The organism is Polaribacter sp. HaHaR_3_91, assembly GCF_019278525.1.
Classification (GTDB): Bacteria; Bacteroidota; Bacteroidia; order Flavobacteriales; family Flavobacteriaceae; genus Polaribacter.
This window is the reverse complement of the sequence record NZ_CP058986.1, coordinates 294,924-310,527: the sequence shown is the minus strand read 5'-3', so window position 1 is coordinate 310,527 and position 15,604 is coordinate 294,924. Positions and strand designations below refer to the sequence as shown.

Annotated in this window: 9 protein-coding genes; 1 reads left to right on the top strand and 8 read right to left on the bottom strand. The window is 31.0% G+C overall.

The window, feature by feature from the left end:
• Nucleotides 1–108: 108 nt before the first annotated feature.
• The 4 genes from H0I27_RS01340 to H0I27_RS01325 form a co-directional block, all read right to left on the bottom strand.
• Nucleotides 109–2,478, bottom strand: a complete 2,370-nt coding sequence (locus H0I27_RS01340; protein ID WP_218732153.1) for a PDZ domain-containing protein — start codon at nucleotides 2,476–2,478, stop codon at nucleotides 109–111.
• Between the two features lie 23 nt (nucleotides 2,479–2,501).
• Complete coding sequence (locus H0I27_RS01335; protein WP_218732152.1) at nucleotides 2,502–4,148, bottom strand: sulfatase; 1,647 nt, start codon at nucleotides 4,146–4,148, stop codon at nucleotides 2,502–2,504.
• 84 nt (nucleotides 4,149–4,232) lie between these two features.
• Nucleotides 4,233–5,639: a sialate O-acetylesterase gene (locus H0I27_RS01330; protein WP_218732151.1), complete on the bottom strand. Its 1,407-nt coding sequence runs from the start codon at nucleotides 5,637–5,639 to the stop codon at nucleotides 4,233–4,235.
• A 36-nt stretch (nucleotides 5,640–5,675) separates the two neighbouring features.
• Entirely contained in the window at nucleotides 5,676–6,752 is a 1,077-nt protein-coding gene (locus H0I27_RS01325) for a glycoside hydrolase family protein (protein WP_218732150.1), read from the bottom strand.
• Nucleotides 6,753–7,257: 505 nt separating this feature from the next.
• Between H0I27_RS01325 and H0I27_RS01320 the strand changes: the two genes are divergently transcribed.
• Nucleotides 7,258–8,565, top strand: coding sequence for an NAD(P)/FAD-dependent oxidoreductase (locus tag H0I27_RS01320; RefSeq protein ID WP_218732149.1), 1,308 nt, complete (start codon nucleotides 7,258–7,260; stop codon nucleotides 8,563–8,565).
• A gap of 46 nt (nucleotides 8,566–8,611) precedes the next feature.
• Here H0I27_RS01320 and H0I27_RS01315 read toward each other — a convergent pair whose 3' ends face one another.
• The 4 genes from H0I27_RS01315 to H0I27_RS01300 form a co-directional block, all read right to left on the bottom strand.
• Entirely contained in the window at nucleotides 8,612–10,558 is a 1,947-nt protein-coding gene (locus H0I27_RS01315) for a glycoside hydrolase family 97 protein (RefSeq protein ID WP_218732148.1), read from the bottom strand.
• Nucleotides 10,559–10,570: 12 nt separating this feature from the next.
• Nucleotides 10,571–12,145, bottom strand: a complete 1,575-nt coding sequence (locus H0I27_RS01310; protein ID WP_218732147.1) for an arylsulfatase — start codon at nucleotides 12,143–12,145, stop codon at nucleotides 10,571–10,573.
• Nucleotides 12,146–12,401: 256 nt separating this feature from the next.
• Complete coding sequence (locus tag H0I27_RS01305; protein ID WP_218732146.1) at nucleotides 12,402–13,979, bottom strand: arylsulfatase; 1,578 nt, start codon at nucleotides 13,977–13,979, stop codon at nucleotides 12,402–12,404.
• Nucleotides 13,980–14,000: 21 nt separating this feature from the next.
• A complete protein-coding gene (locus tag H0I27_RS01300; RefSeq protein WP_218732145.1) occupies nucleotides 14,001–15,440 on the bottom strand; it encodes an arylsulfatase in 1,440 nt (479 codons plus the stop codon).
• Nucleotides 15,441–15,604 lie beyond the last annotated feature (164 nt).

Sequence of the window (15,604 nt, the reverse complement as noted above, 5' to 3'; positions counted from 1 at the left end):
TCTTATATTCTTTATTAATTTCAACTATGACCGCTATTTATTATTTTATTTCCACCTAACTGTAAAATATTTTCAGGCAATATTTAATCTAAAATTGATACCTGATTTCTAAAGAAAATACGCTTTCTTTAATTGTATTTCAATTTCTTCCTGATCTCTAACAACCATCAGCTTGATACTTTCTTTAAAAGAATTTTTATCTAAAACATTTAAAAAATTTGATATATTTTTTATTTTTTCATTTTCAACACTAATAATTACATCATTTTCTTTCAGCTCAGATTTTGACAACTTACTGTTTTTATTGATTTTTAAAATGATTACACCATCTAAAGTATGGGTCCCAAAAGAAGATTGTTCTTCAATATTTTCAATTTCTTTTAATGTTACTCCCAACCATTGTTTCGTTTTTACTTTTTCTTTTTTGGAAGAATTAATTTTTAAATTAGGAATTTCAGGTTGCTTTGCGATTGCTTTCAATTCTGGTTTTTGAACACCGAATTTATCCATAGGGAAATTTTTAAAACCAATTTTCAAGGCTGGAGATTCATCCTTTACAGTAAAATCTCCCATTTTAGGATTTACAAACAAAGGGTTTCCATATAAGCTATTTTTATCTATTCCTTTCTTTTGTGATTTGACTAACGCTTCTTTATTTGGAAATAAATTATAATCTACCTCATTACCCCAATCTTTAATACGTACACTTGCATATTTTCTCATTACAATATTATGTGTAAATACATCTCCACTATTTGTAAACCAAACATGTGGATGAAAAGTATTGTTTACCATAATATTATTCGTCACAGTTCTATAATATCCTTCACGTAATTTTATACCTCTATTCAAACATAAATTATTGTAAATTTTATAATTCGTAGAACCATCATCTAAATCGATATCCCAACCATAATCACAACGGAATCTATTATTTCTAATAATCGTAGTGTGCATTGCATCCCATAAAGGCATCTTACTGTTCTTTTCTACCAAAGCAGCTGTAATATCTCTGTTATGATACCAAAAACGGTCACGTCCCCAAGAATTAAAGGCTCCATGATCACTCGTTTCTAAAACCGTATTAAACACATCGTTATATTCAATAATATGTCCACCCCAAGTACCTTCACTCACATTGATACCTGCACGCGGCACATCATAAATACTATTGTTTTTTACATGAATTTTCATTGCCATAGAGATCTGTACTCCAGCGACTTGTTTTTCAACACGTCCAATTCTATGTATTAAATTATTTTCTACACTACAGTTAGAAGGGTACAATTCATTTTTAGGCCCTACAATAGTATCCATATCTTCTATAGCCACAGATTTAAAATAATCAAACGACGGAGAACGTACTGCCGAAGAGTCTCCTACAAAAGCAATAGCAGATGCACCAGAATCATGTATATGGTTTCCTGTAATTTTTGTATTTCTATTATATCCATTTACAAAAATAACGTTCCCTCCAAGGTTTGTAAATTCACAATCCTTAATAATTATATTTTCTGTGGCATCCAGTAGTAAAGCCCCGCCTCTATAAATTGTCCAATCACTACGTAAAAGAGGTTCATATTCTTCCATAAAGGTTCGTGAAGCATGTTCAAACTTAACTCCTGTTATACTTACATTTTTCACAGGATCTTTTAAATCCCCCTTAATTTCAATCAAATGTTTCAAGACAGTTACTTCAACTTTAGACTTATTGATATCAAAATTATCACTTTTCCAAACATATAATTTATGATTTTTTTTATCTAGATACCACTCTTTTTCACTATCCAATTCTTCAAAAATATTGTCTACCATCCTATATTTTGAATGCATTTCTGATGGACGATTATTTTGATGACCTCCTATCAAATTTAATTCTCCGTTTTCTTTAACAGATTCTATTTCGTAATGAAAACCACCCCAACGCCCTTTATGCAAAGCATGCACAAAACCACCAATAGGATTTTTCCATTTCTCAATACGATCTTTATCTATTGCATCTGCTGCTGAACCTTGCCAATAACCACCGTTTTCATCATAGTTAGGATATCTTGCTAAGATTTGTTTTTCTCCATTTATAAATAATTGATTAAAATCTAAATTTTCATCAATAGTAGTTACCAAAATATTGTCAGAAAACTGCTCCCATTTCGTTTCAATAACTTTAGATCCTTTAATAGAAACTTTATTCAATCCATCACCGATAATAGAAAGATTATTCAAATAAGGTTTTATTTCTAAAGTTGAGTTTAAATAATATTCTCCTTCTAAAAGACGTATATTAATTTTATCATTCTCCTTCTTTTTAATTAATTTAACACTTTCTAGTGCTTTTTCTATCGTTTTAAAAGGTGTCTCTTTCTCTCCATTATTTGAATTATTTCCTAATGGACTCACATAAATATCTATTTCTTGGTTTTGACAACCAAAACAAATAATAACCAAGAAAGTCAATACATAAAAAGTTGATTTTTTCATAATATTTTTTTGAAGAACCTTGTTTATTTAATGTTATTTATTTTCACCTCACTACCCCACCAATCTTTATTTGGTTGCCAATCTGGAGAAAGCATTTTTTTACGCTGTTTTTCTTGTGCTGGCAATGACTTTGTTTTTTGTCTTTCTAACCATTTTTTACGAGCCGCTTGGTCCCATTCTGTATCTACTTTTGCATAATGCGTATCCATAGATTTTAACCAATCTAAAAGTTGCGTTTGCATTTGTTCTACAATTTCTGGATTACTTGCTGCAACGTCATTTCGTTCACCTAAATCAGCTTCTAAATTATACAATTCAGCATTTAAATTCTCCCAATAATAAATCAGTTTCCATTTTCCTTTTCTAATGATAGAACTTGGTTCTCCACCTTGATTTCCATAATGAGGATAATGCCAATACAAAGGTCTATCGTCAATATTTTCTCCTAATAAAAGTGGTTTTAAACTTACACCATCTTTATGTGCTTCTGGTTTTAAAGACAAACCAGATAAATCTAATAGTGTTGGATATAAATCTACACCAGATACAGGAACTTGAATACTTGCTCCTGTTTGTTTAATCCAAGGAACATCAATAAAATAAGGGACTCTAGTTCCGCCTTCCCATTGGTAGCCTTTTCCTCCTCTTAAAGTTAACTGATTGGTAGAAAAATTATCGCCAGAAGTAACACCTCCATTATCCGAAGTAAAAACAACAATGGTATTTTTATCTAAGTTTAAATCTTTTAAGGTTTTCATTACCGTACCAATTGCTTCATCTACATGCTCTATTAAACCTGCATATACTGGGTTGTCTTGGTATTTTCTAGCAGGCAAAACACGCTCCATTTCAAAACCAGTTTCATGAATTCCCATTTTTTCGGCTTTGTTTCTATACTTTGTCCATTTTTCTTTTGTAGTTTGAATACCTCCATGAACGGCATAAAAAGAAAGGTAAGCTAAAAAGTGACCATCCTTATTTTTAGTAATAAAATCATTAGTTTCTTGTGCTAACTTCATAGACAAGTTCAACCCTTTTTCTTCTGGTAAATTTGTTAAATATGGATTATTATATGGAGAAAAATATCCACCACTTGGCCCGCCAGCATCGTATCCACCAATATTAACATCAAAACCATGATCTGTTGGTAAAGATCCTTGTGCTTTACCTCCTAAATGCCATTTACCTGCAAAAAAAGTAGCATATCCATTTTCTTTAAAAGCTTCTGCTATTGTAGTTGTGCTCGTATCTAAATGATCTCTATATTCTGGTGGTAATAATTTTGTATAACGCTTACGTTCTTTCCAAGCTTGCCCACTATTTCTTTTTCCTTCAAACTGAGTTATACCATGTCTTGCTGGGTATTGTCCTGTCATTAAACTTGCTCTAGATGGGCTACAAACAGTACAAGCAGCGTATCCGTCTGTAAAAACGGTACCAGTTTTTGCAATTTTATCGATGTTAGGAGTTTCGTAAAACTTACTTCCCATGATACTTAAATCTGCATACCCTAAATCATCTACTAAAATAAATAAAACGTTCGGTTTTTCTGGCACTGTTACTTCTGCTGTTTTAACTACTTTAGAGTTAGAATTACATGCCATTAACAAACCTATCGTTGATAATAGAATTGCTTTTTGAAATATAAAATTAGTGTTAATGTATTTCATTTATTTAAAGTTTAAATTGTTTTTATTCAAAGGTTATATTATAGTTTCATATCTATTTACAGACATGTTTAAATCTTTATTCATTTATTCGGCATACAACACAGTATCCCAATTATCGGTTCTAAAAGGCAATGCAGGCAATCCTTGTTTATTGTAAAGCGTACCGTTGGCATTATTAGCCCAAACATATCTTGCTGCAACCGGGCTCTTTACTTTAGACGAACTCAAAATAATTATATTCCCGTCTTGTTTTACTTGTGCTTTGTGAAACGTTTTGTTTTCGCCAGCAATATAAAATGCTGGAATTTTACCCATATTGCCGCCCGCTGAATGCAATTTAGAACCTGGTGTTTCAAAATTAATTACCAAATTTTGTCCTTCTGTTTTAAAAGATTTTAAAGAAGGTCCTGCATATACAACATCAGTTTTACCATACGTATTATGTAAAGCAATTAAACTTAATCTACGACCAACTTCTTTTTTTTGAGGCGGATGAATATCATAAAGAGCTCCAATATCTTGCGTCCCTGCAACACCTGTATTTGGCAATTTTAAGGCTTCTAATTGTGCCTCTACTATTTGTGGTACTGCAAATTTATCTGGATAATTGTAAGGTGCTATCTGTACAAAGTAAAAAGGAAAATTACCAATATTCCATTTATCTCTCCAACTAGAAATCATATTCGGAAAAAGTGTTTTATACTCTTTCCAATTTCCAACATTTGACTCTCCTTGATACCAAATTGCCCCTTTTATCTTAAAATTGATTAAAGGAGAAATCATACCATTATATAGATTCGAAAATTTCTTTTGTCCTCCGTTTTCTAAAGCTACTTTTTCAACGCCTTCTTTTGGAGTCCAAGGTTCTACTCTGGTTCCTCCCCATGCAGACTGAATTAAACCAACCGGCATTTTTAATTTTTCTGATAACTGTTTTCCATAAAAATAACCAACTGCAGAAAACTTTAAAACAGTTTCTGGTGTACATACTATCCATTCACCCTCACAATCTTCTAACGGCGTAGTTGATTTTTTCTTTTTAACTAAAAACATACGAATGTTAGGATGATTTGCTTTTAGTGATTCTTCATAAAAATTTACAATTGGTTTTTGATTATTTTTAAAACCCAATTCTCTTTCCATATTAGATTGCCCAGAACACAACCAAACTTCTCCGAATAAAATATTATTTATGGTTTGTTTAGTAGAACCACTTATTTTTAATTTTCCATTTTTTCCGGCTTTTGGTGTAGCTACAAATACCTGCCATTTACCATCTTTGCTAGTTGTTGTTTTTACCGATTTAGTCCAAGAAGGATTTACAGTAACACTCTGCCCTGGCGTATCCCAACCCCAAATCTTTACATCTGTAGCTTGTTGCAAAAGCATATTATCCGATAAAATAGAGGGTAACTTGGTTTGCGCTACCATTGCTTCTGCACCTATAAGGAGCGAAAAACAAAATAAAATATTGAATGAAAACTGTTTCATTTTAATTGTTTTTAATGACATCAATTGCTGTAAATATTATTTAAAACTAATTTTAAACACGTGAGAGCTGCTACCGTAACCTTCTTTTACCTGAACACCTGTTGCTAAGTAAAGATAAGCTGGCGCACCATCTATTAATAGTACTTGTGCCCTTTCTAAATGCCCATCTTTTTTACCTCTATGTGCTGTTCCTTTTTCTAAAGTTTCTTTTCCAAGATAATGTGCTAAATCTTCGTAACCTCTCTTTGCATTTTCTTTTGGAAAAGTAAACCCATCTGCAGAACGCCATAAAATACCACCTCCACTATTTCCGAATGTACTTCCAAAATCACGACTAAACATAAATACAGAGTCATTTGCAGTATATGCAAATGCATCTTCTAATGCCATGTTTGGTGGGGTAACCTTTTCTGCATGAATCTCATAAGGACCTTCTAATTTATCTGCTACTGCAACACCATATGTATATGCACCTCCTCTTTTTTCTCTTGGGATAACAGATTTGTGATACATAAGATATTTCCCTTTGTATTTTATTAACGACGGGTTAGAAACACCTAAAATTGCTTTATAATTCCATTTTGTAGAATCTGTTGGTTTTCTTAAAATTGTTCCATCAGCTTCTGCTCCTTTAGCAGGTCTCCAGGTATCGTTAAGGTCATCTGCTACATACATTACAATTCGCTGTGTTTTTAGTTTATCATTTTCATTTACAATAAAACAAAGCACATATTTACCATCTATATAATTAACTGTTGGGTTATGTGGTGAGTTAAATAACCCGTCTTTATCCTCTACTGCAACTCCTACATATTTAAAGGGACCTTCTGGACGATCACTTACATAATGTCCAATTTCACAATCTTTGTACCAACCATTAAAATTCTTTTGGGTAGCAGTAGACCATTGCGCTGCAAATAAATGCACTTTTCCATCTTTGTCTATTACAGGAGACGAACCCCAAACATGCATACCTTCATTTTCTGCTGCAACTCCAATATATTCTAATTTCATGTTCTCTGAAAAATGACTCTGAGGTAATGAATTTTTACTCTTACAACCAAAGTTTAAATTAATTAACAATACAATTATTGCAAACATTTGGATCTTCATATTCTTCTATTTTTAGTGTTTTATTTTATTAATTTATTTATATTATATATTCTAAAGTTACTTACTAGTAAAATAGAGACAAAGTATAAAAATACTTATTCTTATTTTATACAATGGGGTTATTTTGATTACAGAACAGGGTAATTATGTCTCGTTATCACCTAAAAAAACGCCCAACAGTATTAATTAAAAATAAAAATCATGATTATTACTCCAAACATGACACACAAACTATAAACCAACTTATTTTTATATGTTTACTATTGATAAGAAACATTTAAAACATTTTACTTAAAAGCTAGTGAAAAAATCACTCCTAAATTTCCAAAAGAATTTAGTGCATATTGGGCACAAATAACATCTAGTAGAAATTGTAATACCACTGCGTGGTTTGTGCATCAATAACAAGTTTTAAAAATAATATTCACATTTAAACTTTAAATTCTATAGTTTTTAGATATAACTGTTGTAGTTTTACTATGCAAAAAATAAGTTTTCTAAAAAGATGAATATTCCAAAAGTAGATTTACCTAGAGTGGTAATAGTTGGTGGTGGTTTTGCAGGTTTAAATCTTGTAAAAAAATTAAGGAAGTTGCCAATACAATTAGTGATGCTAAATAAGCATAATTACCATGCTTTTCAACCATTACTATATCAAGTATCTACTTGTGGAATAGAGCCAGATTCAATTGTGTATCCACTTAGGATGTTTATTAAACGACAGAAAAATTTTTATTTCAGATTAGCAGATGTTAAAAGTGTTGATCCAGTAAATAAAATATTAACAGCAGATATTGGAGACCTCTCTTATGATTATTTAATTATAAATACAGGTACAAAGACAAATTTCTTTGGCAATAAGCAAATAAAAAAATATGCTATGCCAATGAAAACAATTCCACAAGCATTAAATTTACGTAGTTTAATCTTACAAAATTTTGAAAAGAGTACTATTGTTGCTTCCAACGAAGACAAAAAATTCTTATTAAACTTTGTTATTGTAGGTGCTGGACCAACTGGTGTAGAATTAGCAGGTGCAATTGCTGAATTTAGACAAGGTGTTTTGCCTACCGATTTTCCAGATTTAGACCCAGAACTAATGCAAATTCATATTTTAGAAGGCGCCGATAGAGTTTTACCTCCAATGAGTTTAAAATCTTCTAAAAAAGCCACAGAAGCATTAAAAAAATTAGGCGTAAAAATACATACCAATACAATAGTAACAGATTTTGATGGTAAATTAGTTAAAACCAAAGATGGAAAAGAGTTTAAAACTAGAACTTTAATTTGGTCTGCAGGTGTAACTGGTAATTTATTAAACGGATTTCCTGAAACAAGTTATAATCCTAGAAGTAATCGTTACTATGTAGACGAATTTAACAAAGTAAAAGGGTATAAAGATGTTTTTGCTTTGGGTGATATTGCTTTAATGCAAAGTGAATCTTACCCTAATGGTCATCCACAAGTGGCGCAACCAGCAATACAGCAAGCTAAATTACTTTCAGCTAATTTTAGTAAAATATTGAAAGGAAAAACAAATCTTAAGCCTTTTAAATATAATGACAAAGGCTCTATGGCAACCATAGGTAGAAACAAAGCAGTTGCAGATATATGGAATCTTCAGTTTAGTAATTTTTTAGCTTGGTTAATTTGGATGTTTATTCATTTAATGTCTTTAGTAGGTTTTAGAAATAGATTGGTAGTCTTTTTAAATTGGGTATATAATTATACTAGTTATAATAAAGCCTCAAGGCTAATTATAAGAAGGTTTAGTGTTAGTTCTAGACGTGTAAGAACAAATTCTGAGTTATAAAATTAAAGCCTCTAAAACATATGTTTTAGAGGCTTTAATTTATTCTTTAATTTAATTTTGGTCTAATCCACATACAATGTCCTCCACTTGGTGCCATTATTGCTTTTATAACATCTCCTTTTTTAACGGTACCTTTTCTTATTTGATACGCTTCTGGGTTATTCATACCATGTGTCTCTTTTGTATCTTCATAATACGTAACCGTATAACTTTTTCCTTCTGCTAAAAAGTCTAAATTAATGTCTAAAGCAGTCCCTTTTTTACTTGCTACAGAACCAATAAACCATTCTTCATTAAACCTCCTTGCCGTAGAAATATGATCGTCTATTTTGCTACTTAAAACACTACTTTCATCCCATTTACCTACAGGCATTTTTTCAATAAATTCAAAAAGATCTGCTTTTTTAGCATATGCTTCTGGTGAATCTGGAAGACAAACCAACCCACTAAAAATAACCAATGTTCTTGCAGCTTCTGAAACTACTGTTGAGAAATACGTATTTATCTTTTTTGGGCCTTTTAATCGATCTCCTTTATTAATTCCTATCAAATCAAAGTTTCCATTATTCATATCTAAAGGACCTTGAATTGCATTAATTAATGCCATTTTAATAAAAGTTTCTGGCGTAAATGCTTTTCTAGAATCTTGTTGTGCATGACAATATTCTCTAGTAATAGCATTTGGAAAAGTTCTTTCCATTCCTGTAAAAGGAACTGGTGAATCATGAAAGTCTACTAATAAATGGTTTTTTGCACTTTGTTGAATTGCATCACTTGTAAAAGAAACGTTATTCCCCATAAAACCATATTTAATACCGCTCATACCTAAAGAAGCATAATGAGAAAACAATTCATCATCTCCATAATCTCCTTTATGTCTATCGTAATACAAGATTAACTTAACACCTTTTGTTTTTGCATATTTAGAGACCTTTTCTAAATCTAATTTTTCTGTAACCTCAAAGTGACCTTTGGTAACTTTTGTAAACCAATTGGCATCAATTAAAAAATACTTAATATTTTTTTCTACAGCAAAATCAATAAATCTGATGTAACTTTCTGTATCTACTCCGTATACAAAACCATCTTCTGTTTTATAATCATGCACTCTCCAATCCCAAAGCGTTTTACCTGGTTCAATCCAAGAAGTATCTTCTATTTGATTTGGCGTTGCTAAATTAAGAGGAACAGTATTCGTTACTAAATCGCCTATTTTTTCTTCAACTAAAATCACCCGCCATGGCGTGGTTACTTTTGTACCTTTTAATGTTGTTTTGTTGGTAGCTACAAGGATATTTTTATCTGTATTGAACTTAAATTTGATGGTACCAAATTCTGGAGCTACATATAAATCTGATTCTAATAATGATACATAAGAATTATCAGAATTGGTAACAACCAAAGGCGTCATTAATCTTGGTTGTTTTTTAACTTTCGTTAAGCTTTCAATAGAAATTGGTCCTAAAGGAGGATTTTCTCCGTTTGGTGTATACAGTTCGTTTGTACTACTTAAATTATACTCACAATAAAAAGTAGCTTCATTTCCTTCTTTAAACCCTTCTATTTCGTATCTAAAACCAACTCCTTTATTAAAAACACGTACGTATAATTTGGCTTTTACATTTTCTAATAAAACATCTAAAACAAGCTCATTATACTCGTTTTTAATTTCACTAAATTGTCCCCATACTGGCTTCCAACTGCTATTAGAATTATGAATTTCTGTGTTGATTATTTTGGCAGGAATATTTGGCAATATTGAGATTACAGAAGTATCTACAATTAATTTTTCTTGTCTATATAGCTTATACACCACATTACCTGCTACTTCCTCTAATTTAATTTGAACAGATGCATCTGGAGAACCTACACTCATATTATTACTTGATTTACAAGAAGTAAATACACTAAAAAGGAAGATTAGTAACATAAACATAGATAATAACCTTTCTTGCCTAGTACTAATACTTTTTTTATTTAATTGTAATTTCATTTTTATAATTTATTACTTTTTAATATTCATAATTTTACTCCATTTAAAAAAACCATTATTATAGTCACCATCACACGCTTTTAAAAGCAATTTTTTAAGTGTGTTGTATTTTTCTGGATGCTCTCTAGATAAATCATTTTCTTCTTTAAAATCTGTTGGTAAATAATATAAATTAAATGCTTTTTTATGATTGTAATATCTAATTTTCCAACCATCATTTGTAATTAATGTGGGACCTATAAACGAAGAAAACACCACATAATCATGTTCTACCTTCTTTTTACTACCTAATAATTCATCATAAAAAGAAATTCCATCAACTTTTAGTTCTTCAGAAAAACCAGCAATTTCTGCTACAGTTGGTAATATATCATACCCAGCAACCAGACGTTTACTTACCGTTTTAGGAGCTATCTTTTGAGGCCACCTTACAATTAACGGAACATTAATACCTCCTTGTAAATTACTTCTCTTTAAACCTGCTCTTCCACCATTTCCATCAAAAACATCACCAGCTAATTCGCTATAATACTTTCTATCATAGTCATTAAAACGTTGTTTAGTATATCTGTTTGTGTACTTTTTATCAATTCTACCTTCTTTAGCATAATAAATTTCATGTCCGTTGTCTGCACTAAATATTACAATGGTATTATCATCAATTCCACTACTTTTAAGCTCGTTCATGATTTCTCCTACATTATCATCTAATAATTTTACCATAGAAGCATACTCTTTTTCTATTTGTGTTAACCTACTGTCATTTATAAAATCATCGTGAACTTTAGGTATAGAAACAGGGCCGTGTGGTAATTGTGTAGGAAAATATAAGAAAAATGGTTTGTCTTTATTTTTTTGGATAAACGTAGTAACACTATCCATAAAAATATCTTGAGAGTATGTTTTTTTACCCGTCATATCCCAACGTTCTTTATACGCTTCTGGCGTTTCTGGCTCTATAGATTTTGCACAATTTATTAAAGTATTGCCTTCAATTTTCACCAATCCATCATTACCAAATAAATAAGGAGGATAAAAACCATGTGCTCTAACATGATCTAAATAACCAAAATAATGGTCCCATCCATGTCTGTTCATTTGTTGATGTGTAGCTGCAAAACCCCATTCTAATTTTCCGTATTGTGCTGTAACATATCCTGCTTTTTGAGCTACTTCTCCTAAAAACAAATCTTCTTTTGGAATAGGAGTTAGAATCTTATTAATCTTTGCCTCTATTTCTTCTGGAGAAAAACCTTCTTGTCTGGCTTTTTTATAAATTCCTGCCTTAGATATTTCAAAAGAAGTTGCGTGTGTATCTGTTTTACCTGTAATTAATGACGCTCTTGACGGTGCACATAGCATGCTCGAATAAGAGTTTTTAAACCTCATTCCTTCATTTGCTAATTGATCAATATTAGGTGTTGTTATAATTTTTTGCCCTTCATGACCTAACATACCAATTCCTAAATCATCGGCATAAATAAGGATGATATTCGGCTTGCTTTGTTGTTGTTCTTTTTTATCACAAGAAAAGAAAATAACAACCAATAACATTATTATTTTAAAAGAAGCATAGCTATTTTTCATCTTTGTTTAAAATTTAGGTTGATACATTTGATTCGCTTCTGCTTCAATTTCAATAATTTGGTCTTTATATTGAATTTTACAAATTCCGCCTAGTTTAGACGTTTCCTGTAATACTCAATAGTATTTTACACATAGTTAACTATTACGTTTTTTAAATCTAATTATATACCATAATTTCGAAATTAAAATTGTTTATCAAAAAAACAATAATCCACTTACAATTATTAATTAATTAATTAATTAATTAATTAATTAATTAATTAATAATTGCTTCTATCTGTTTCCAGTGGTCCATACCTTCATTTGTTTGAACAACTCCTTCAGTACTTCTTCCTTCTAAAATAATTTTCTTTAAAGCTGCTTTTAATTCTGCTGCTTTTTTAGGATAACTTACAATTAGGTTTTTAGTTTCTGAAACATCTTCTTTGATATTAAACAATTGCATTTCAGGTAAATCTAATTTTTTCTTTTTTATCTCTTGTGGTTTTGGGTAACTCCACCCAGCAGAACCTTGCGTTAAACACAGTTTAAAATCGCCATGTTTTATGGCAAATGAACCATCTATAGAATGATACACAATATATTCTCTTATTTCTTTTGTCTCTTTATTGGTTAATAATGGTAACATACTGTAACTATCTTCACCTTCTGTATCTTTAATTTTATAACCAGCAATATCTGCACAAGTTGCAAAAAAGTCTGTTGTACCAATTGTTCTATCTGTACTTACATTCTTTAATGCTTGGTTAGGCCATTCTATAATAAAAGGTACATGATGCCCTCCTTCATAAATATCTGCTTTCATACCTCTAAACACATAACTAGGATCGTGATTAAACTTTTCTAATTCTTTAAAATCTGCTTTTGGCGAGCATCCATTATCACTTGTAAAAACCAACAAGGTATTTTCTGAAATACCCAATGCTTTTAGTTTTTCTCTAATTTGACCAACCACATCATCTACCTGCAATACAAAATCGCCATACTCATTCGTTTTACTTTTACCCAAAAACTCATCCGAAGGTAAAATTGGTGTATGAGGTGCTGGTAAAGGCAAATACAAAAAGAAAGGTTTATCTCCACTTGCATTATCTCCTATATAATTAATAGCTCTATCTGTTAAATCTTGTAATACTGTTTGATGTACAAAATCATCTGAAGTTGGTCCTTTTCTCCACACTCCCTTAGAATCTTTATTTTGGGTGGTTTTTGTAGGTACCATGGTTGGCATGTCATTTTCTACATATACATAAGGCGGCATATCTAGAGAACCACAGAAACCAAACGAATAATCGAAACCATGCGTAGATGGACCATTCTTAATAGGTTTTGTATAATCTACATCTTGTATTGTATGCAAATTATTGATGGTTTCTTTTTGTTCTCCATTAAAAGTCCAATCCCAGCCCATGTGCCATTTACCAATATAAGCAGTCTTATAGCCTTGGTTTTTTAGCACATCTGCAACTGTTGTTCTGTCTGGTGTAATTAATGACTTTGAATACCCACCTAAAACTCCACTTTTTAAGCTACTTCTCCAATTATAACGACCTGTTAAAATACCATATCTTGTTGGTGTACAAACAGCAGAAGAGGTATGTGCATCTGTAAACATTACTCCATTAGACGCCATTTTGTCTAAATTTACAGTTGGTATTTTACTCTCTGGATTAAAACTACTCACATCTCCATACCCTAAATCATCAGCAAGAATGTAAATGATATTTGGTTTTTTAGAAACTACTTTTTCGTCTTTTGTTTTTACATTAGAACTACTACAAGCAGAAAAAATTAATAGAGATAATACTATTAAATGACAGCTATACTTATTCATTTTATATTTAATTTTAAAAAATTATTTTCTTTTTTTTAATGCTAATGCTCTTGTTTCTAAAGGAAACTCTGCGCTTTCTGTTCTCACATTTTTTAAAATTGAAAGCATTTCATTCAACTTTTCTGGATATTGTTTTGCAAGATTATTTTGTTCTCCAATATCTGATGACAGATTATATAATTCTGGTTCTTTTTCTAATAGCCAAACCATTTTCCAATCGCCTTGCCTAATGGCTTGTATAGGACCTTGGCGCTCATTAAACTCCCAATATAAATATTCATGTTTTGTTTGATCTTTTGTTCTCCCTAATAACTCAGGAGCAAAAGAAATTCCGTTGATGTCTTTATTTTCTGGAGTAACACCTGCTAAATCACAAACTGTTGGTAAAAAATCCCAAAAAGCAGAAATATGTTCACTTTTAGTGGCAGGTGCAATTTTTCCTGGGTATCTAGCAATTAAAGGAACTCTAATTCCTCCTTCATATAACTCACGTTTACCGCCTCTTAAATCTCCATTGCTATTAAAAAATTTGTCTCTTTTTTCAAACTCAGGACCATTATCACTAGAAAAGAAAACAATGGTATTATCATCAATCCCTAATTCTTTTAACTTCTCTAATAATTTACCAATATCTCTATCCATACGAGAAACCATACCTGCATACGTTGTGTTTCCCTCTGGATCATTTTTATAATGCCCTTTGGTATTCATTTTACGTTTTGGCCATCCTAAATCCAAATATTGTTTCTTAGAATCTTCTGGAACCGTTATCTCTAAATGTGGTAATGTTAATGCCATATAAAGAAAAAATGGATTATCTTTTTCTCTTTCTACATAACTAAGTGCTTCGTTTACAAAAACATCATGTGTGTATTTACCTTGTTTTAACAAAGGTTTGTTTCCTTTAAGAATATAAGGATCATTATTTAAATACAGGGTATCTGCATAATAATGGTGTGCCTGACCATGTTTTTTATATCCTAAAAAATAATCGAAACCATGTTCTGATGGAAAATTACCATCGTTGTTACCTTCAGACAATCCCCATTTACCAATAACAGCAGTTTTATAACCAACTTTTTTAAGTTCATTAGCAACGGTTTTTTCATGTCTTTTTAAATTGACAGGATTTCCACTATTGGTCCAAACTGGGTTTCCTCTTACTGTTGCATGTCCTTGATCATAACCGGTTAGCAAACTTGCTCGAGATGGCATACATACTGTAGATCCAGAATAATGATTGGTAAAAATCATTCCTTCCTTAGCCATTTTATCTAAATTGGGGGTTTTAATTTTATTTTGCCCATAAGGACCTATATCTGCATACCCTAAATCATCTGCCAGAATATAAATGATATTAGGCCTAGTATTTTTAGTTATACTATTTTTTGTATTTACATTTTTAGTAAACTTACAAGAAGTAAGTAATAGTAAAATAAAAATAAATCTTATCGTCTTCATTAGAAATATATAATTTAAAATAAGAAATGGTTTTTAATTGGCTACTTGCTAAAGAATAGTTTTTTTATTCAATAAAAATAAAATATTCTTATAGCACATTTTATTTTTATTGCAACATTAGAGCTCCTTTTAAAAACATAATGAACCTCTTTTTACTATTTCCC